Raw genomic sequence first — 18,116 nt, forward strand, 5'->3', positions numbered from 1 at the left:
TCCGGCCGTCGAAGATCTGGGAGATCGTGCGCGAGATGCTCACGAGCTGGGACATGATGAAGCGGCGTCTGCGCGAAGGCGTGGAGTTCTTCCGCTTCCTGCGCGCACACGAGGCATGATGGACCGCTCGTCTCACGATGCGCGCGCGCTCATCTTCACCGCCGACGACTTCGGCCTGCACGAGCGGGTCAATGCGGCGGTGGAGCGCGCGCATCGCGAGGGCGTGCTCGACTGCGCGAGCCTGATGGTCGCCGCGCCCGCCGCGGCGGACGCCGTGGCACGGGCGCGCCGCACGCCGGGTTTGCGCGTCGGGCTGCATCTGGTGCTGGCGGACGGTGCGGCCATGCTGCCGCGCGCGCAGATTCCCGCACTCGTCGACGCGCAAGGGCGTTTCGGCGACAACATGGTCCGCGACGGCGTGCGCTTCTTCTTCCTGCCGCACGTGCGCAGGCAGCTCGCGAAGGAGATCCGCGCGCAGTTCGAAGCGTTCGCGGCGACCGGGCTCGCGCTCGATCACGTGAACACGCACAAGCATTTTCATCTGCATCCCACGGTGCTCGCGTTGATTCTCGAGATCGGCCGCGACTATGGTTTGCGCGCGATGCGTTTGCCGCTCGAGGCGGGCGCGCCGTTCGCGCTCAAGCCCTGGCTCGCGCTCGTGCGCGCGCGGCTCGCGCGTGCGGGCGTCGCGCACAACGACTACGTGGTCGGCATCGCGAAGACGGGCGCAATGGACGAGGCCGCCGTGCTCGACGCGCTCGCGCATCTGCCGGCGCGGGGCGTGGGCGAGATCTACTGCCACCCGGCGCTCGCCGATGATGCGCACGAAGGGCCCATCACGCCGTCGATGCAGACGTATCGCCACGCCGACGAATTCGGCGCGCTCATTTCGCCTCGCGTGGCTGCAGCGCTCGCGCAAGCGGGCGTGCGCCGGGGCGGCTTCACCGACGTGTTTTTCGGCGCGGCTTCGGGCTCCGATCCCGCTGCGTCGCGCGGCCCCGAGGTGCAGGTGTCATGAAGTGGCTGCAATGGCTGGGCTTGCCCGCCGGGATCGCCATCCTGATCGGTCTCGTCGTCCATAACGGCGCGCACGATGTGCTGCGCGTGATCGGCACCGCAGGCCCCATGCTGCTCTGGCTCGTGCCGTTCCACGCGCTGCCGCTCCTGCTCGACGCGCATGCGTGGCGCCTCCTGCTCGACAAGCGCGCACCGCTGAGCTTCCTCTGGTGGACCGCGACCGTACGCGAGGCAGTGAACCGGCTGCTGCCCGTGGTCGGCGTGGGCGGCGAACTCGTCGGCATTCGTCTCGCGCGCTGGAAGGTGCGCAATGCGAGCGAGGTCACGGCTTCGGTGATCGTCGAGGTGTTCGTGACGATTGCCGTGCAATACGCGTTCTCGGCGCTCGGCGTCGTGCTGATCGTTGCGGCGACCGGCGCCGGCGGCTCGCTGCGCACCATCGCCACGATCGCACTGGCGCTCGTGCTCACGGCGCCGCTGCCCGTGCTCGCCGTGTTGCTGGTGCGTCGCGGCGGCGTTTTCCATGCGATCGAACGCTGGGCCGCGAAGCTGCTCGGCGCCGACAATCCGCTCATGCTCGGCATCGACGGCAAGCAGCTCGACGCCGATCTCGACGCGCTGATGTCGCGCACGGGCCTCATGTTTCGCGCTTTCTTCTGGCAGCTCGCCGGCTACATGCTCGGCGCGTTCGAGACGTGGTGGGCGCTCGCGCTGCTCGGCCATCCGGTGACGGTGGGCGATGCACTCGCCATCGAAGCCATCACCCAGGCCGTGCGTCATGCCGCCTTCATGGTGCCCGCCGGGCTCGGCGTGCAGGAAGTCGCCGTGGTGCTGCTCGCGCAGCTGTTTGGCGTGAGCCAGGACGTGGCGTTCTCGCTCGCGCTCGTCAAGCGCATGCGCGAAGTGGTGTTCGGCGTGCTCGCGCTGCTCTCGTGGCAGGCTGCGGAAATCGTTCGCACGCGTCGCACCATGCGCCACGGCGCGCAGGCCGCCGCGCAGACTGCTGACGCGCTGCCCGCCGCGGCGAGCGCGTCCGCACGCGCGCCGACCCCGAAGCGGGACTCGCAGCACGATCAGGTCCATTGACGGTACATTGTGGGCATGTCGATGCGCGCCGGATCGGCGCGCGTAGACGCAAGTCCATGTTGATGCGTTAGCAAGGACATGAAGCCCACGTTTTCACTCACGCGTTCGCTCGCGCTCGCGTGCGCCGCCACGGCGGCGTTCACGCTTTCCGGCTGCGACGATCGCCAGTTCGATGCCATGCTCGATACCATCCGGCAGGGATTCAAGGCGTTCTTCGATTCCGTGAAGCCCGACGCGCTGCTGCTCAAGGGCCTCACTCCCGGCGTTTCCACGCTCGAGCAGGTGCGCGAGCAAATGGGCAAGCCCGAGACCGAGCGCGTGTTCGACGACGGCTCGCGCCGCCTCGAATATCCGCGCGGCCCGCAGGGCCTCAAGACCTGGATGGTCGACATCGGTCCGAACGGGCGGCTCGTGGCCATTACTCAGGCGCTTACTGCGGAAAACTTCGCGAAGATCCGCGTCGGCATGAGTGAGGACGAGGTCCGGCGATTGCTCGGTAAACCCGGGCAAGTGGCCGGCTACCGCTTGAAGAAGGAGACGGTGTGGAGCTGGAAGTGGCTGGAAGGGGGCGTGACGCCCGAAGCGTATTTCAATGTGCATTTCGGACCGGACGGGCGGGTCACGACGACCTCGCGCTCGGACGTGATCCGCGGTCGCTGACTGCGTTGACTCAGTCGACCCAGGGCCACGCAAGGAGGCGCGCATGATGAACCGGCGACGGCCCAAGCGTGTCGGACTCGTGCTCGGCGGTGGCGCTGCGCGCGGCTGGGCGCATATCGGCGCGATTCGCGCGCTCGAGGAAGCGGGCATCAAGCCCGACGTGGTATGCGGTACGTCGATTGGCGCGCTCGTCGGCGCGGTGTATGCGAACGGCGATCTCGACTGGCTTGAAGACTGGGTAGGCAAGCTGACCTGGCAGACAGTGGTGCGCCTGCTCGACTTGCGTTTTTCGGGCGGGCTGCTCGGCGGGCGCAAAGTGATCGACCTGTTTGCGCACCAGTTCAACGGCCGCTCGATCGATGACCTGAGGCTGCCGTTCACGGCGGTTGCTACCGAACTCGACACGGGACGCGAAGTCTGGCTGCGCGAAGGCGGCGTGGTGGACGCCGTGCGCGCTTCGATCGCGATTCCCGGCATCTTCACGCCGATCTGGCATGACGGCGTGTGGCTCGTGGACGGCGGACTGAGCAACCCCGTGCCGGTATCCGCCGCGCGTGCGATGCGCGCCGACACCGTGATCGCGATCGACCTCAATCACGACATTCTCAACGGCCGCGACTTGGGCGGTGCGATCGACACGATGCCGCGCGAGCTGCCCGTGGAGGCGAGCGACGCGGCGACGGCGGCATCGGCCGCCGTGGCGGCCAGCGGCGGCGCCAATGGTGCCGAAAACAGCGAAGCGGGGCCCGAACCGCTCCTGCGCCGCAATGGCAAGCGCTTTCCGCGCTGGCTGCAGCCTGCAGGCCCCGGCGCGGCTGGCGGTCCGGACGTGCGCGTGGCGCCGCCGCCTAGCACGCGTGCGCCTTCCGTGTTGAGCTCGGTGGCCCAGAGCATCGACATCATGCAGGTGCGCATTACGCGCAGCCGCCTGGCAGGCGAGCCCGCCGACGTGCTGATCCAGCCGCGCCTGGGCGGCATGGGGATTTTCGACTTTCATCGCGCCGCGCCCGCCATCGAGGAAGGGCGCGCAGCCGTGCAGTACATGATGCCGGCCATCAAGGCACAGCTGGGGCTGGACTAGAGCGCTTCTGGCTACCGATCCAGAATGCCGGCGACGGCGAGGGCAGGGCGGTAGCGCCGTTCCGGTCCTCACTTCATCGCCGCGAGCCAAACCCAGCCGTGCTCTGTGCGGCGTAGGGCCGTCACGGAAAGCGGCGCGATTTCGATCGAGCGAAACCCCGCCGACGGCGCGCCCAGCGCGTGAAGAATCGCCGCCCGGATCACGCTCGCGTGCGTGAAGGCGACCACGTTGTGCCCCGAGTCGGGCACCGCATCGAGCCAGGCGCTGACGCGCGCGCGGACATCGTCGAACGATTCGCCGCCGCCTGGCGGCCGAAAGCCCGGATCGCGCGTCCAGGCCGCAAGGGCCTCGGGCGCTTCGCGCGCGAGATCCGTCAGGCGCTGGCCTTGCCATGCACCGAAGGCGGCTTCGGCGAGCGCTTCAGCTGGCGTTGCCCCGGCGAAGCCTGCCGCGCGTGCGCTCGCGCGGGCGATCGCGGCGGGACTCGTGAGCGCACGCGTCGCCTCGCCATTGCGATTACTACCGGCCAGCCCCGCGTGCCAGCGCTCGCGCCAGGCGGCAAGCGCCTCGAGTGCGCGCGCGTCGAGCGCTGCTTCGGCGTCTTCACCCGCAACAGGCACTTCAGGCACGTGCGGGAACGTGCCCGAGCGCAGCGCAGCGTTCGCCGCATGGCTCACCAGCCAGAGTGTCGTCGACATGCTTTTCCTTATGCTTCACTACTCTTTGGCTGACATCCGGGCCGCGGCCGGCCGCCGCAGCGCGTAGAATACGGGCTCCACGACACGCGGAAGCCGGTGCAAGTCCGGCGCGGTCGCGCCACTGTAACTGGTTGCCGTCGAAAACATCGAAGCAACGGAAGTCAGACCTGCGCGTCGTGAACCACTCTTTCAACGACTAGCGGGGCGCGTAACCCCAGGAGAAGTCAGCATGTCCGAAACCTCATTCCCCTTGCAGCACGCCCCGGCCGCGCCGGCGCCCATTGCGCTGCGAGACATCCTGCCCTGGGCGATCTTCGGCGGCCTGATGCTGCTGCTGGCCCTGTACTTCGTGGGCGCCGAGCAGGGCGCCACGTCGATCTTCCCGGGCATGTACGTCCACGAGTTCGTTCACGACGGCCGCCATCTGCTCGGCTTCCCCTGCCACTGACCGGGAGCTGACCATGGTTGGCAAGTTGCTGGTGCGCGGCATGCTCGCAGGCATCGCCGCGGGACTTCTCACGTTCGGCTTCGCGAAGATCGCAGGCGAGCCCCAGGTCGATCAGGCGATCTCCTTCGAGGAGAAAGCCGACGCCGCGAAGGGCGAAGCGCCTGAGCCCGAAATCGTCAGCCGCAAGACCCAGGCGAGCGTCGGTCTCTTCACTGGCGTGATGGTCTATGGCGCGTCGATCGGCGGACTCTTTGCGCTCGTCTTCGCGTATGCCAATGGCCGCGTGGGGCGTCTTTCGCCGCGCGCGCTCTCGGCCTGGCTCGCGCTCGCGGCGTTCGTCGCGATCTACCTGGTGCCGAACATCAAGTATCCGGCGAATCCGCCCTCGGTCGGCGACCCGGAGACGATCGGCTATCGCACCGGGCTCTTTTTCCTGATGATCGCGATCTCGATCGCCGTGTCGGTGTTCTCGCTCAAGGTGCGCGCCGCTTTCGTGCCGCGCCTTGGCCTCTGGAACGCTTCGATCGTGGCGCTCGTGCTGTTCGTCGTCGTGATCGGCGCGATCCAGCTCGCGTTGCCGACGATCAACGAGGTGCCCGCCGCGTTCCCGGCCGTGCTGCTGTGGAAGTTCCGCACGGTGTCGATCGGCATGCAGTTCATTCTCTGGACCACAATCGGCCTGCTGTTCGGCGCGCTCGCCGAAAAGCTGCTCGGCGCGAACGCCCGTACCGGCAGCGCACGCGGCACGCAAACGCGCGCCGCATAAGCTCCGCCGGGGCCGGCGCGCGCACATCGCGCGCCTATCGAAAAAGCGACCCCAAACTTGCGTAAATGCCCCGCGCGCCTCGCGTGCCGGGGCATTTTTTTTCGCCTTTCAAAAGCATCGCGCCCGCGGCTGTGCGGGCCTGATCCGCACGCGCCGACGCGTCGCGCGGCAATGCTGCACTGCAATATCCGCGCCGCACGAGTTTGAGCAATCCATTTTGCACTGAGACGATCCGCGCCAGTTATCGGTTTCAGCGGCGCCCACGTGCCGCGCGAGGCCGCCCGAAACGACAAAACAACTTTGTTCCGGAGACGCGCGTGATCCTTTACGGCTTTGGCCCGGTGCTGCTCGCCGGCACGATCCAGACCATCGAACTTTCGCTCCTCTCGCTCGGCGTGGCCGTGCTGCTCGGTCTGGCTGGCGCGGCGGCCAAGCTCTCGTTCAACCGGCCGCTCGCCGCCGTGGCGACCGCGTACACGACGCTGATCCGCTCGGTGCCCGACCTCGTGCTGATGCTGCTGCTCTTCTACAGCATCCAGATCGGCGTGAACGAGGCCACCGACGCGCTCGGCATGGCGCAGATCGATATCGATCCGTTCGTGGCCGGCGTCGTCACGCTCGGCTTCATTTACGGCGCGTACTTCACCGAAACGTTCCGCGGCGCGTTTCTCGCAGTGCCGCGCGGCCAGCTCGAAGCGGGGCACGCCTACGGCATGAGCGGCGCGCGCGTGTTCGCCCGCATCCTCTTCCCGCAGATGATGCGTTTCGCGCTGCCCGGCATCGGCAACAACTGGCAGGTGCTCGTGAAGGCAACGGCGCTCGTCTCGATCATCGGTCTCGCCGATGTCGTGAAGGCCGCCCAGGACGCGGGCCGCAGCACCTTCAACCTGTTCTTCTTCCTCGTGATCGCGGCGCTCATCTACCTTGCGATCACCACGCTCTCGAACTTCGCGCTCGTCTGGCTCGAACGCCGCTATTCGGTGGGCGTGCGTCACGCGCAACTCTGAGGACAAGGCCGTCATGAACGAAATCATCCAGCAATTCGGCCGCGCGTTCCTCTACTGGGACGGCGAGCATGTCTCGGGCCTCGCGATGACGCTGTGGCTGCTCGTGATCTCCGTCGCCTTCGGGTTCGTGTGCGCGGTGCCGCTCGCCGTGGCGCGCGTCTCGAGCCGCCGCTGGCTCTCGCTGCCGGTGCGCTTCTACACCTACGTGTTTCGCGGCACGCCGCTCTACGTGCAGTTGCTGCTCATCTACACGGGCGTGTACAGTCTCGCATTCATCCGTTCGGAGCCGCTGCTCGACGCGTTCTTTCGCAGCGGCTTGAACTGCGCCGTGCCCGCGTTCGCGCTCAACACCTGTGCGTACACGACGGAGATCTTCGCGGGTGCGATTCGCGCGACCACCCACGGCGAAGTGGAAGCGGCGCGCGCCTACGGCATGAGCCCGTTCACGATGTACTGGCGCGTGATCCTGCCTTCGGCGCTGCGCCGCGCACTGCCGCTGTACAGTAACGAAGTGATCCTGATGCTGCACGCGACCACGGTGGCCTTCACCGCGACGGTGCCCGACATCCTCAAGGTCGCGCGCGACGCCAACTCGGCCACCTACCGCTCGTTCGAGTCGTTCGGCCTCGCGGCGCTGATCTACTGTGCGGTATCGTTCGTGCTGGTGGCCGCGTTCCGCCGCGCCGAAAAACGCTGGCTCGGCCATCTCGCCGTGCGCACCCGCTGATTCACCGGAAACTGGAGACCATCTTGGCTCAGACGCAATCCTCAGATAGCAAGCTCGTCGCGCGCGACATCCACAAGCGCTACGGCGACAACGAGGTGCTCAAGGGCGTCTCGCTCGACGCGAAGAAGGGCGACGTGATCAGCATCATCGGCGCGAGCGGCTCGGGCAAGAGCACCTTCCTGCGCTGCATCAATTTCCTCGAGAAGCCGAACGCGGGCGAGATCGTCGTGGACGGCGAGGCCGTGCGCACGAAGGCGGGCCGCAACGGCGACCTCGACGTGGCCGATCACAAGCAGTTGCAGCGCATCCGCACCAAGCTCGCGATGGTGTTCCAGCACTTCAACCTCTGGTCGCACATGAACGTGCTCGAGAACGTGATGGAAGCGCCTATCCACGTGCTGGGCGTGCCGCGCAAGGAAGCCGAGGACCGCGCGCGGCAGTATCTGGAGAAAGTGGGCCTCGCGCCCCGCGTGGAGAAGCAATATCCGTCGCATCTTTCGGGCGGCCAGCAGCAGCGCGTGGCGATTGCGCGCGCGCTCGCGATGCATCCCGACGTGATGCTGTTCGACGAACCGACTTCGGCGCTCGACCCCGAACTCGTGGGCGAAGTGCTCAAGGTGATGCAAAAGCTCGCCGACGAGGGCCGCACGATGATCGTCGTCACCCACGAAATGGGCTTTGCGCGCAACGTCTCGAATCATGTGATGTTCCTGCACCAGGGGCGCACGGAGGAGGAGGGCGCGCCCGCCGATGTGCTCGGCGCGCCGAAGAGCGATCGTCTGCGCCAGTTCCTCTCCGGCAGTCTCAAGTAAGCGGCGCGTTCAGTCTCGCGCCGCGTCTTGCCGATGGTCCGTTCCGCCGCTCTTCCTCCCGCTTCAGTTCCGGCCGCCGCGCCCGGGGGCCAGGCGCCGCTCGCGCGCGCCGGCCGCACGACCCAGGTGGCGATCGTCGCGCTCCCGCCGGTTTCGATGTCGGGCGTGGGCCCGATCGTCGACGCGCTCAATCTCGCGAACGAGATCGACGGCCGCGCGCTGTACCGCTGGCAGATGTGCTCGTGGAACGGCCGCCCTGTGCCGCTCGCGGGCGGCGCGCAGTGGCCCGCCGACTGCGCGTTCGGCGACGCCGTTTCGGCCGACTGGCTCATCGTCGTGACCGAGCGCTACCAGCAGTTCGCCGACTACCGGCTCTTTCTCGCGAGTCTCGCGCGCGTGGGGCAGCGCACGCCGCTCGTCACGGGCATTCACCATGGCATCTGGTGGCTCGCGATGGCGGGGCAGTTGCAGGGCTACCGCGTGGCCGCGAACTGGGAGACCTTCCAGCAGTTCGCCGAGCAGTTCGAGCGCACCATCGTCACGCAGCACATCTACGAAATCGACCGCGACCGCGCGACCTGCTCGGGCGGCCAGGCCACGCTCGACTTCATGCTCGCGATGATCGGCCGCGACCACGGCCCGGAACTCGCCGAGCGCATCGCCGACGCGCTCGGCGCGAGCACGCTGCGCAGCGGCGACGAGCGCCAGCGCATTCCGTTCGTGACCGCGCCCGGCGAGCGGCACCCGCGCCTGAACGACGCGCTCAAGCTGATGGAGGCGAATATCGAGGACCCGCTCACGACCGACGAGATCGCGAATCTCGTGGGTGTGTCGCGTCGTCAGCTCGAACGGCTCTTTCGCCAGTACCTCGGCGCGATGCCGTCGAAGTACTACCTGGGCCTGCGTCTTGCCAAGGCGCGCTCGCAGTTGCAGCGCACCAGCAAGTCGGTGGTGCAGATCAGTCTCGCGTGCGGGTTTTCGTCGGCTGCGCATTTTTCGAATGCGTATCGCGAGCGTTTCGGCGTGACGCCGCGCGAGGATCGCCGCAACTGGATCGAGCGCCAGCACGGCGGAGCCGCCGCCGAGCCGCGCGCGGGCGCGCTCGTGGAGCCCCCGGAAGTCCAGTGAAACTGGCCGCGGCGCAGCAAACGCGCGGACTTGCAGGTTCCGTACGAAAAAACGCGTCGCGCCTGCGCAAGACGTTTGCCGCGAGCTTGCCTACACTGCACAGGTGTCGACGGGACCTGGCGCTTGAGCGCTTGGTCCCGTCTCATGCAAAGCCAACTAAGCGAAAGGGCGCGGCCCGAACGCACACCGACCCCGAATTCGACACGCACTGAGTAATAGAGGAATCGCCATGAACGACCAGACTGTGAGCCGCAAGACCTTCGACGAAGTGATGGTGCCGTGTTTCTCGCCCGCGCCGTTCGTGCCGGATCGCGGGGTCGGCTCGCGCGTGTGGGACACCGAGGGCCGCGATTACATCGACTTCGCCTGCGGCATCGCCGTGACCTCGCTCGGCCACGCGCATCCGGAGCTGCTGCGCGTGCTGCAGGAGCAGGGCAGCAAGCTCTGGCACATCGGCAACGGCTACACCAACGAGCCGGTGCTGCGTCTCGCGCGCCAGCTCGAAGCGCTCACGTTCGCCGACCGCGCGTTTTTCGCGAACTCGGGCGCGGAGGCCAATGAGGCGGCGCTCAAGCTCGCACGCCGCGTGGCCTTCGATCGGCACGGCGCCGACAAGTTCGAGATCGTCTCGTTCACGCAGTCGTTCCACGGCCGCACGTTCTTCACCGTGAGCGTGGGCGGCCAGCCCAAGTATTCGGAAGGCTTTGGCCCCGTGCCGGGCGGCATCACGCATCTGCCGTACAACGACATCGAAGCGGCCACGCGCGCCATCGGCGCGCAGACCTGCGCCGTGATCGTCGAGCCGGTGCAGGGCGAGGGCGGTGTGATTCCCGCCGATCCCGCGTTCCTGCGCGCGCTGCGCGAGGCGTGCGATGCGCACGGCGCGCTGTTGATTTTCGACGAAGTGCAAACGGGCGTGGGCCGCACGGGCCACTTCTATGCCTACGAAGAGACGGGCGTCACGCCCGACATCCTCACGACGGCCAAGGCGCTCGGCAACGGCTTCCCGATTGGCGCGATGCTCACGACCGAAGCGATTGCCGCCCACTTCAAGGTGGGGGTGCACGGCACGACCTATGGCGGCAATCCGCTGGGCGCCGCGCTCGCGGGCAAGGTGGTCGAGCTCGTGAGCGATCCGGCGCTGCTGGCGGGCGTGCGTGCACGCGGCGAAGCGATTCGCGGCAAGCTCGCGAAACTCAACGAGCGTTTCGACATGTTCAAGGAAGTGCGCGGCAAGGGGCTCTTGATCGGCGCCGAACTGAATGCGCGCTTTGCGGGCCGCGCCAAGGACTTCAACGGGGCGGCCGCGAATCGCGGCGTGATGATGCTGATTGCCGGGCCGGACGTGCTGCGCTTCGCGCCCTCGCTCATCATTCCCGAAGCGGACCTCGACGAAGGCTTTGCGCGCTTCGAGCAGGCCTGCGCAGATGTGATCGGCGCACGCTAAATCGCAACCCAGCCGCAACCCAGCGCACACACAGGACCGACGATGCTATTCGTTCGCCCCGCCAGGCTTTCCGATCTCGACGCGATCGCCCACATGGCGCGTACCGCGCAGCCGGTGCTGCATTCGCTGCCGCACGACCGCGCGGCGCTCGAAGCGCGCATCGCGCTTTCCGAGGATTCATTTCGCGCGGACGTGGACTTCCCCGGTGAGGAGTTCTATCTGTTCGTGCTCGAAGACACCGCCACCGGGCGGCTCGTCGGCACCTCGAGCATCGTGGCGGCGGCCGGCTACGCCGAGCCGTTCTACGCGTTTCGCAACGACGCGCTCATTCATGCGTCGCGCGAGCTGCACGTGAACCGCAAGATTCACGCGCTCACGATGTCGCACGAACTCACGGGCAAGAGCCGCCTCGCGGGCTTCTACATCGAGCCGACGCTGCGCGGCGACGCGGCCGCGCATCTCATGTCGCGCGGACGCATGATGTACGTCGCGATGAACCGCCGGCGCTTCACGCCCGAAGTGTTCTCGCTGCTGCTCGGCGTGACCGACGAGACGGGCGCCTCGCCCTTTTGGGAAGCCGTGGGGCGCAAGTTCTTCGGGCGCGACTTCAAGGACATCGAACTGGCCTCGGGCGGACGCAGCCGCACCTTCATCGCCGAGGTCATGCCGGCTTATCCGCTCTATGTGCCGCTGCTGCCAGAGCCGGCGCAGCGTGTGCTCGGCGAGCCCGATCCGAGCGCCTTGCTCGCTTACGAGATCCATCTGGAAGAGGGCTTCGAGCCGGATCGTTACGTCGATATTTTCGATGCGGGCCCGGTGCTGACCGCGCAGGTGGACCGCACGGCCTCGGTCGCCGGCAACGAGATGCGCACGGTGCGTGAAGCGGCGGGCGCTACGAACCTGGAAGGCGCGGCGTATCTGGTCGCGAGCCAGCGCGCGGGCGAGTTCCGCTGCGTGCTCGCGACGCTGCCCGAAAGCGAGAAGGGCGCGGGCATCATCGCGCCGCTCGACGCGAGCGCGCGCGCCGTGCTCGGCGTGCAGGACGGCGAGCCGGTGCGCTGCGCGCCGCTGTATCGCGCCACCCCGCAAACTGAGGACGCTTATATGGGAGATGCACAATGATCGTGGTACGCGTCGTGCAAACGGGCGACGTGGACGCGCTCGTCGCGCTCGCCCAGGAAACGGGGCCCGGCCTCACCACCTTCAAGCCCGACCGCGAGGCGCTCAAGGCGCGCATCGAGCGCGCGCGGCGCACGCTCGCAGGCGAAGCCGCGCCGCGCGAAGCCGGCTACTTCTTCGTGATGGAAGACACGGCCACGGGCGATGTGGCCGGCGTTTGCGGCATCGAAACGGCCGTGGGCCTGGAGCAGCCGTTCTACAACTACCGCGTGAGCACGGTGGTGCACGCAAGCCAGGAGCTCGGCATCTGGACGCGCATGCGCGCGCTCAATATCTCGCACGATCTCACGGGCTACGCCGAGGTGTGCTCGCTCTTTCTTTCGCCGCGCTATCGCACGGGCGGGGTGGGCAGCCTGCTGTCGCGTTCGCGCTTCATGTTCATCGCACAGTTTCGCGAGCGCTTTCCCGAGCGCCTGTGCGCGGAACTGCGCGGCCATTTCGACGCGCAAGGCACATCGCCGTTCTGGCGCGCGGTCGGTTCGCACTTCTATCAAATCGACTTCAACGCTGCCGATTACCTCAGCTCGCACGGGCGCAAGTCGTTCCTCGCGGAGCTGATGCCGCGTTACCCGGTGTACGTCGAGCTGCTGCCCGAGGAAGCACAGGCGTGCGTCGGCCTCACGCATGCCGACACGATTCCTGCGCGCCGCATGCTCGAAGCCGAGGGGCTGCGTTATGAAAACCACGTCGATATCTTCGACGCGGGCCCGGTGCTCGAATGCCATATCGTCGACTTGCGCACGGTGCGCGACAGCGTGGTCGTGCCGGTCGAGATCGGTGAGGCGCATGCCGAAGAGGGCGTGCGCTCACTGGTATCCAATACGTCGCTCGGCGATTTTCGCGTGGGTTTCGCGCCGGGAGTCGTGCACGACGGTGTGTTCACGCTGGGCGCCACGGAAGCGGCGGCGCTGAACGTCGCGGCGGGCGATCCGGTGCGCGTGCTCGGCCCCGCAACAAAGCAGAAACAGGGATGACCATGAACGAGCTTTACATCGATGGACAATGGTGCGCGGCCTCGGGCCCCGCGTTCGCTTCGCGCAACCCCGGCACGGGCGAGACCGTGTGGAGCGGCAATGCCGCGAGCGCCGACGACGTCGATCGCGCCGTGAACGCCGCGCGCCGCGCGTTCGCCGCGTGGGCGCAAACGCCGCTCGAAGCGCGCTGCGAGATCGTGCAGCGCTTCGCCGCGCTCGTCACCGAAAAGAAGGAATCGCTCGCGCAGGCGATTGGCTGCGAGACCGGCAAGCCGCTCTGGGAAGCGCGCACCGAAGCGGCGTCGATGGCCGCGAAGGTCGCGATTTCGATCACCGCTTACGGCGAGCGCACCGGCGAGAAACGCGCGCCGATGGCCGATGGCGTTGCGGTGCTGCGTCATCGCCCGCATGGCGTCGTCGCCGTGTTCGGGCCGTACAACTTCCCGGGCCATCTGCCTAACGGGCATATCGTGCCGGCGCTGATCGCGGGCAACGCGGTCGTGTTCAAGCCATCGGAACTCGCTCCGGAAGTAGCACGCGTGACGGTCGAACTCTGGCGCGAAGCCGGCTTGCCCGCAGGCGTGCTCAACCTCGTGCAGGGCGAGCGCGACACTGGCATCGCGCTTGCGAATCACAAACAGATCGACGGGCTCTTCTTCACGGGCAGCTCGGATACGGGCACGCTGCTGCATCGCCAGTTCGGCGGACGGCCCGAGATCGTGCTCGCGCTGGAGATGGGCGGCAACAATCCGCTCGTCGTCGCGCCGGTCGAGGATATCGACGCCGCCGTGCATCACACGATCCAGTCGGCTTTTCTTTCGGCGGGCCAGCGCTGCACGTGCGCGCGCCGCATTCTCGTACCCGCTGACGCATTCGGCGAGCGCTTCCTCGCGCGCTTCGTCGAAGTCAGTTCGCGCATCACGGTGGGTGAGTACGACGCCGAGCCGCAGCCCTTCATGGGCGCCGTGATTTCGGCGCGCGCGGCGGCCAGGCTGATGGGTGCACAGGCGCAACTGCTCGAGCGCGGCGCACGCGCCTTGCTGCCGATGACACAGCGCGACCCGGCGCTCGGCTTCGTGACGCCCGCGATTCTCGACGTGACAGGCGTGGCTGATCTGCCCGACGAGGAGCACTTCGGGCCGCTCGCGCAGGTGACCCGCTACGCGGGTTTCGACGACGCCATCGCGCAGGCCAACAATACGGCGTACGGCCTCTCGGCGGGTCTGCTCGCCGACGACGAAGCGCTGTGGCAGCGCTTCACGCGCGAGATCCGCGCGGGGGTGGTGAACTGGAACCGGCCGACCAACGGTGCGTCGAGCGGCGCGCCGTTCGGCGGCGCGGGCCGCTCGGGCAACCACCGCCCGAGCGCGTACTACGCCGCCGACTACTGCGCCTACCCGATGGCCTCGGTGGAAAGCGCGCAATTGCAGATGCCCGCGAGCGTTTCGCCGGGTCTTCACTTCTAAGGAACGACGATGCAAACCCTTGAAGCCAACTTCGACGGACTCGTCGGCCCCACGCACAACTACGCCGGGCTGTCGTTCGGCAACGTCGCCTCGCAGAGTAACGAGAAGTCCGTCGCGAACCCGCGCGCCGCGGCGCAGCAGGGCTTGCGCAAGATGAAGCGGCTCGCCGACCTCGGCTTCGCACAAGGCGTGCTGCCGCCGCAGGAGCGGCCGTCCATGCGGCTGCTGCGCGAGCTGGGCTTCGGCGGTAAGGATGCCGAAGCGATCGCGCGCGCCGCGAAAGAAGCGCCCGAACTGCTCGCGGCGGCAAGCTCCGCGTCGGCGATGTGGACCGCGAATGCGGCCACGGTGAGCCCTTCGGCGGATACGCCCAACCGGCGCGTGCACTTCACGCCCGCGAACCTGTGCAGCAAGCTGCATCGGGCGATCGAGCACGAGTCCACGCGCCGCACGCTTTCCACGGTGTTCGCGGACCCGTCGCACTTCGTCGTGCACGAGGCGCTGCCCGGCACGCCCGCGCTCGGCGACGAAGGCGCGGCCAACCATACGCGTTTTAGCGCACAGTACGGCGAGCGCGGCGTGGAGTTCTTCGTGTACGGGCGCAGCGAATACCGCCGCGGACCGGAGCCCAAGCGCTTCCCGGCGCGGCAGACGTTCGAGGCGAGCCGCGCCATCGCGCAGCGCCACGGCCTGACCGATGCCGGCACGGTGTTCGCGCAGCAGAATCCGGACGTGATCGACGCAGGCGTGTTCCATAACGACGTGATCGCTGTGGGCAACCGCAGCACGCTGTTTTGCCATGAGCGCGCGTTCGTCGACCAGCAGGCGGTCTACGACGAACTGCGCACGAAGCTCGCGGCGCACGACGCACCGTTCCACGTGATCGAAGTGCCCGAGGCGCGCGTGAGTGTAGGCGACGCCGTGTCGTCCTATCTCTTCAACAGCCAGTTGCTGAGCCGCGCGGATGGCACGCAGATTCTCGTCGTGCCGCAGGAATGCCGCGAGAATCCGCACGTGGCGATCTATCTCGACGAACTGGTCGCGAGCAGCGGACCGGTGGATGAAGTGCTCGTGTTCGACCTGCGCGAGAGCATGAAGAACGGCGGCGGCCCGGCGTGCCTGCGTCTGCGCGTGGTGCTCAGCGCGCAAGAGCGCGCGGCGACGGCGCCTGGCGTGTGGATGAACGACGCGCTCTTCACGCGCCTCGACGGCTGGATCGAGCGGCACTATCGCGACCGGCTCGCACCGCAGGATCTGACCGATCCGGCGCTGCTCGTCGAGTCGCGCACGGCGCTCGACGAACTCACGCAGATTCTCGGCCTCGGATCGCTCTATGACTTCCAGCGCTGATAGCCCGCTTGCGGATTTTCTCGCGTACACGCTTGCGGGCTCGCGCCCGGCCACGCCGCAAGCCGCGCGCGGCGAATGCGCGGGCGGCGTGCGCTGGCAATGGCTCGACGAGGGCGTGGTGGAGCTGGAGCCGGCACACATCGACGAGACGACGCGCAGCGTGCTGCTTTCGGCAGGCGTACACGGCGACGAGACTGCGCCGATCGAATTGCTCTCGCAACTCGTGGCCGACATCGCGGCGGGCCGCTCGCCGCTCGCCTGCCGCGTGCTCACGGTGCTCGGCAATGCCGGCGCGATGCGTGCCGGCGAGCGTTATCTCGACGACGATCTCAACCGCCTGTTCGGCGGGCGCCATGCGCGTGTGCCGGCGAGCCGCGAGGCACCGCGCGCCGCGGCGCTCGAAGCGGCGGCGCAGCGTTTCTTCGCGAAGGCCGCGAGTTCTGCGGCTGCGCCCTTCGCGCGCTGGCACCTCGACATGCATACGGCGATCCGCGCTTCGGCGTTCGAGCAGTTCGCGCTGCTGCCGCACACGGGCGAGCCGCCCGCGCGCGCGATGCTCGAATGGCTCGCCGACGCGCGCATCGCGGCCGTGCTGATCCACACCGAGAAGGGCGCGACCTTGTCGTCGTTTACGGCCGAGACGTGTGGCGCGCTCGCCTGCACGCTCGAACTGGGCAAGGTGCGTCCGTTCGGCCAGAACGATCTGGCTCGCTTCGCCGGCGCCGATGCCGCCGTGCGCCGTCTCGTGGCGGGAGAATTGTCGTTGCCGAAGGGCGCGCAGATGCCGCGCATCTTCACGGTGATCGGCCAGATCACGAAGCAGAGCGCGGCCCTCAAGCTCAACGTGGCCGCCGACGTGCCGAACTTCACGCCGTTCGCGCGCGGCGAGGTGCTGGCGGAAGACGGTGCCTACCGCTACGTGGTGCAGCACGACGAGGAGCGCATCGTGTTTCCGAATCCGGGCGTGAAGCCGGGCTTGCGCGCGGGCCTGCTCGTCGTCGATACGACCCGCGAAACGCTCGCCGCGCTCGCCTGAGCGCTAGCCGCGAGCGCACGCGCTGTCACGCGCTTGCGCATCCACGACACCCACTTGCATGTTCGAACGCACTGCGTGGTCGCTCAGCCGCGCGCGGGCGCGCCTTGCGCCGCTTGCCGCCCGCGCGGCGGGGCGCCGGCGCCGTCGCGGTACAATCGCGCCCTCGCGGTTGTTGCGGTGCACCACACACGGTGCGCGCGATTGAGCCGTGTTTTTGGTGCAGCGATCCTGTGCCGGCGCCGGCAAGCCGTTTTCTAGCCGCGAATCCAACCATGAAGCTGCAAGAACGGGTTTCGCCGACGCACCCAATCTGACTGGAAAGAGACACTGATGAAGACGAACTGGAACAAGCTGGCAACGCTCGCATTCTGCGCGGCCGCCATGACGGCAGGCGCGGCAGGGGCCGCACACGCCGCCGATATCAAGGAAGTCCGCTTTGGCGTGGAGGCGTCGTACGCGCCGTTCGAATCGAAGTCGCCCGCGGGCGAACTGCAGGGCTTCGATATCGACGTGGGCAATGCCGTCTGCGCGAAGCTCAAGGCAAAGTGCGTGTGGGTGGAAAACTCGTTCGACGGCCTGATTCCGGCGCTGCAGGCGCGCAAGTTCGCCGCGATCAATTCCGACATGTCGATCACGGACCAGCGCCGCCAGGCCATCGACTTCACCGACCCGATCTACGCAATCCCGAACCAGATGATCGCGAAGAAGGGCAGCACGCTGCAGCCCACGCCCGAGTCGCTCAAGGGCAAGCACGTGGGCGTGCTCCAGGGCACGATCCAGGAGACCTACGCGAAAGCGAAGTGGGCGCCCGCGGGCGTCGACGTCGTGCCGTACCCGACGCAGGACCAGATCTACGCGGATCTCGTTTCGGGCCGCCTCGACGCCTCGTTTCTGGACGCCGAAGCCGCTTCCAAGGGCTTCCTGAACAAGCCGCAGGGCGCGGCTTTCGCGTTCGCGGGCCCGCAGGTCGTTGATGCGAAGCTGCTCGGCGAGGGCGTGGGCTACGGTGTGCGCAAGAACGACGCGGCGCTCAAGGCAGCGCTGAACGGTGCGCTCAAGGACCTGAAAGCGGACGGCACGATCGACCGCATCGCGGCGAAGTATTTCGACGTGAAGGTCGTGCTCAAGTAATCGACCAGTACCGCCGATAGACCGACCGGCTGGGCGAAATCCAGCCGGTCGGGTTTTTTTCGCGTCTTTGCTTCGGATTGCGTATCAAATCGTTCGTGCGTCG

Annotated in this window: 18 protein-coding genes and 1 riboswitch; of the genes, 17 read left to right on the forward strand and 1 reads right to left on the reverse strand. The window is 67.7% G+C overall.

Going from position 1 to position 18,116, the window contains the following annotated elements:
* Nucleotides 1-118: 118 nt before the first annotated feature.
* The 4 genes from hpnK to AB4Y36_RS20895 all read left to right on the forward strand — a co-directional run bounded on the left by hpnK (nucleotide 119) and on the right by AB4Y36_RS20895 (nucleotide 3,844).
* Complete coding sequence (gene hpnK, locus AB4Y36_RS20880; RefSeq protein ID WP_368683985.1) at nucleotides 119-1,018, forward strand: hopanoid biosynthesis-associated protein HpnK; 900 nt, start codon at nucleotides 119-121, stop codon at nucleotides 1,016-1,018.
* Nucleotides 1,015-2,103 carry a lysylphosphatidylglycerol synthase domain-containing protein gene (locus AB4Y36_RS20885; protein WP_342945570.1) on the forward strand — a complete coding sequence of 363 codons (1,089 nt, stop codon included), beginning with the start codon at nucleotides 1,015-1,017 and terminating at the stop codon, nucleotides 2,101-2,103. The genes hpnK and AB4Y36_RS20885 overlap by 4 nt, the downstream gene beginning before the upstream one ends.
* Nucleotides 2,104-2,181: 78 nt before the next feature.
* A complete protein-coding gene (locus AB4Y36_RS20890) occupies nucleotides 2,182-2,763 on the forward strand; it encodes a hypothetical protein (RefSeq protein WP_028204757.1) in 582 nt (193 codons plus the stop codon).
* A 43-nt stretch (nucleotides 2,764-2,806) separates the two neighbouring features.
* On the forward strand, nucleotides 2,807-3,844 hold the full coding sequence (locus AB4Y36_RS20895) for a patatin-like phospholipase family protein (RefSeq protein ID WP_069267920.1): 1,038 nt from the start codon (nucleotides 2,807-2,809) through the stop codon (nucleotides 3,842-3,844).
* 68 nt (nucleotides 3,845-3,912) lie between these two features.
* Here AB4Y36_RS20895 and AB4Y36_RS20900 read toward each other — a convergent pair whose 3' ends face one another.
* Nucleotides 3,913-4,542 (reverse strand): histidine phosphatase family protein, encoded by a 630-nt coding sequence (locus AB4Y36_RS20900; protein ID WP_368683986.1) that lies wholly within the window; start codon nucleotides 4,540-4,542, stop codon nucleotides 3,913-3,915.
* Between the two features lie 44 nt (nucleotides 4,543-4,586).
* Nucleotides 4,587-4,732: riboswitch (cobalamin riboswitch) on the forward strand.
* Between the two features lie 39 nt (nucleotides 4,733-4,771).
* Between AB4Y36_RS20900 and AB4Y36_RS20905 the strand changes: the two genes are divergently transcribed.
* The 13 genes from AB4Y36_RS20905 to AB4Y36_RS20965 all read left to right on the forward strand — a co-directional run bounded on the left by AB4Y36_RS20905 (nucleotide 4,772) and on the right by AB4Y36_RS20965 (nucleotide 18,013).
* Nucleotides 4,772-4,990 (forward strand): CbtB domain-containing protein, encoded by a 219-nt coding sequence (locus AB4Y36_RS20905; protein ID WP_069267918.1) that lies wholly within the window; start codon nucleotides 4,772-4,774, stop codon nucleotides 4,988-4,990.
* Nucleotides 4,991-5,003: 13 nt separating this feature from the next.
* On the forward strand, nucleotides 5,004-5,756 hold the full coding sequence (locus tag AB4Y36_RS20910) for a CbtA family protein (RefSeq protein ID WP_069267917.1): 753 nt from the start codon (nucleotides 5,004-5,006) through the stop codon (nucleotides 5,754-5,756).
* A 317-nt stretch (nucleotides 5,757-6,073) separates the two neighbouring features.
* Nucleotides 6,074-6,763 (forward strand): ABC transporter permease, encoded by a 690-nt coding sequence (locus AB4Y36_RS20915; protein ID WP_028204762.1) that lies wholly within the window; start codon nucleotides 6,074-6,076, stop codon nucleotides 6,761-6,763.
* Nucleotides 6,764-6,776: 13 nt separating this feature from the next.
* Nucleotides 6,777-7,490 carry an ABC transporter permease gene (locus AB4Y36_RS20920; protein WP_368683987.1) on the forward strand — a complete coding sequence of 238 codons (714 nt, stop codon included), beginning with the start codon at nucleotides 6,777-6,779 and terminating at the stop codon, nucleotides 7,488-7,490.
* A gap of 23 nt (nucleotides 7,491-7,513) precedes the next feature.
* Entirely contained in the window at nucleotides 7,514-8,302 is a 789-nt protein-coding gene (locus AB4Y36_RS20925) for an ABC transporter ATP-binding protein (protein WP_342945572.1), read from the forward strand.
* A gap of 156 nt (nucleotides 8,303-8,458) precedes the next feature.
* The gene (locus AB4Y36_RS20930; RefSeq protein WP_368606966.1) at nucleotides 8,459-9,430 is read left to right on the forward strand and encodes a GlxA family transcriptional regulator; all 972 of its coding nucleotides are present in this window, start codon (nucleotides 8,459-8,461) and stop codon (nucleotides 9,428-9,430) included.
* Between the two features lie 229 nt (nucleotides 9,431-9,659).
* Nucleotides 9,660-10,877: an aspartate aminotransferase family protein gene (locus AB4Y36_RS20935; protein WP_342945573.1), complete on the forward strand. Its 1,218-nt coding sequence runs from the start codon at nucleotides 9,660-9,662 to the stop codon at nucleotides 10,875-10,877.
* A 42-nt stretch (nucleotides 10,878-10,919) separates the two neighbouring features.
* Nucleotides 10,920-11,999 (forward strand): arginine/ornithine succinyltransferase subunit alpha, encoded by a 1,080-nt coding sequence (gene aruF, locus AB4Y36_RS20940; protein WP_368683988.1) that lies wholly within the window; start codon nucleotides 10,920-10,922, stop codon nucleotides 11,997-11,999.
* Nucleotides 11,996-13,030 (forward strand): arginine N-succinyltransferase, encoded by a 1,035-nt coding sequence (gene astA, locus AB4Y36_RS20945; protein ID WP_368606961.1) that lies wholly within the window; start codon nucleotides 11,996-11,998, stop codon nucleotides 13,028-13,030. The genes aruF and astA overlap by 4 nt, the downstream gene beginning before the upstream one ends.
* Nucleotides 13,031-13,032: 2 nt before the next feature.
* Nucleotides 13,033-14,496, forward strand: coding sequence for a succinylglutamate-semialdehyde dehydrogenase (gene astD, locus AB4Y36_RS20950; RefSeq protein WP_368683989.1), 1,464 nt, complete (start codon nucleotides 13,033-13,035; stop codon nucleotides 14,494-14,496).
* A gap of 9 nt (nucleotides 14,497-14,505) precedes the next feature.
* A complete protein-coding gene (gene astB, locus AB4Y36_RS20955) occupies nucleotides 14,506-15,846 on the forward strand; it encodes an N-succinylarginine dihydrolase (protein WP_368683990.1) in 1,341 nt (446 codons plus the stop codon).
* On the forward strand, nucleotides 15,830-16,882 hold the full coding sequence (gene astE / locus AB4Y36_RS20960) for a succinylglutamate desuccinylase (protein ID WP_368683991.1): 1,053 nt from the start codon (nucleotides 15,830-15,832) through the stop codon (nucleotides 16,880-16,882). The genes astB and astE overlap by 17 nt, the downstream gene beginning before the upstream one ends.
* 330 nt (nucleotides 16,883-17,212) lie before the next feature.
* Nucleotides 17,213-18,013 (forward strand): ABC transporter substrate-binding protein, encoded by an 801-nt coding sequence (locus AB4Y36_RS20965; protein ID WP_368683992.1) that lies wholly within the window; start codon nucleotides 17,213-17,215, stop codon nucleotides 18,011-18,013.
* Nucleotides 18,014-18,116: the final 103 nt, after the last annotated feature.

The sequence above is a fragment of the Paraburkholderia sp. BR10936 genome (assembly GCF_040965735.1).
Classification (GTDB): Bacteria; Pseudomonadota; Gammaproteobacteria; order Burkholderiales; family Burkholderiaceae; genus Paraburkholderia; species Paraburkholderia nodosa_A.

Excerpts from the sequence above, each read along its gene's own strand:
- hpnK (WP_368683985.1), top strand. The coding sequence starts at position 119 with ATGGACCGCTCGTCTCACGATGCGCGCGCGCTCATCTTCACCGCCGAC.
- AB4Y36_RS20885 (WP_342945570.1), top strand. The coding sequence starts at position 1,015 with ATGAAGTGGCTGCAATGGCTGGGCTTGCCCGCCGGGATCGCCATCCTG.
- AB4Y36_RS20890 (WP_028204757.1), top strand. The coding sequence starts at position 2,182 with ATGAAGCCCACGTTTTCACTCACGCGTTCGCTCGCGCTCGCGTGCGCC.
- AB4Y36_RS20895 (WP_069267920.1), top strand. The coding sequence starts at position 2,807 with ATGATGAACCGGCGACGGCCCAAGCGTGTCGGACTCGTGCTCGGCGGT.
- AB4Y36_RS20900 (WP_368683986.1), bottom strand. The coding sequence starts at position 4,542 with ATGTCGACGACACTCTGGCTGGTGAGCCATGCGGCGAACGCTGCGCTG.
- AB4Y36_RS20905 (WP_069267918.1), top strand. The coding sequence starts at position 4,772 with ATGTCCGAAACCTCATTCCCCTTGCAGCACGCCCCGGCCGCGCCGGCG.
- AB4Y36_RS20910 (WP_069267917.1), top strand. The coding sequence starts at position 5,004 with ATGGTTGGCAAGTTGCTGGTGCGCGGCATGCTCGCAGGCATCGCCGCG.
- AB4Y36_RS20920 (WP_368683987.1), top strand. The coding sequence starts at position 6,777 with ATGAACGAAATCATCCAGCAATTCGGCCGCGCGTTCCTCTACTGGGAC.
- AB4Y36_RS20930 (WP_368606966.1), top strand. The coding sequence starts at position 8,459 with ATGTCGGGCGTGGGCCCGATCGTCGACGCGCTCAATCTCGCGAACGAG.
- AB4Y36_RS20935 (WP_342945573.1), top strand. The coding sequence starts at position 9,660 with ATGAACGACCAGACTGTGAGCCGCAAGACCTTCGACGAAGTGATGGTG.
- aruF (WP_368683988.1), top strand. The coding sequence starts at position 10,920 with ATGCTATTCGTTCGCCCCGCCAGGCTTTCCGATCTCGACGCGATCGCC.
- astA (WP_368606961.1), top strand. The coding sequence starts at position 11,996 with ATGATCGTGGTACGCGTCGTGCAAACGGGCGACGTGGACGCGCTCGTC.
- astD (WP_368683989.1), top strand. The coding sequence starts at position 13,033 with ATGAACGAGCTTTACATCGATGGACAATGGTGCGCGGCCTCGGGCCCC.
- astB (WP_368683990.1), top strand. The coding sequence starts at position 14,506 with ATGCAAACCCTTGAAGCCAACTTCGACGGACTCGTCGGCCCCACGCAC.
- astE (WP_368683991.1), top strand. The coding sequence starts at position 15,830 with ATGACTTCCAGCGCTGATAGCCCGCTTGCGGATTTTCTCGCGTACACG.
- AB4Y36_RS20965 (WP_368683992.1), top strand. The coding sequence starts at position 17,213 with ATGAAGACGAACTGGAACAAGCTGGCAACGCTCGCATTCTGCGCGGCC.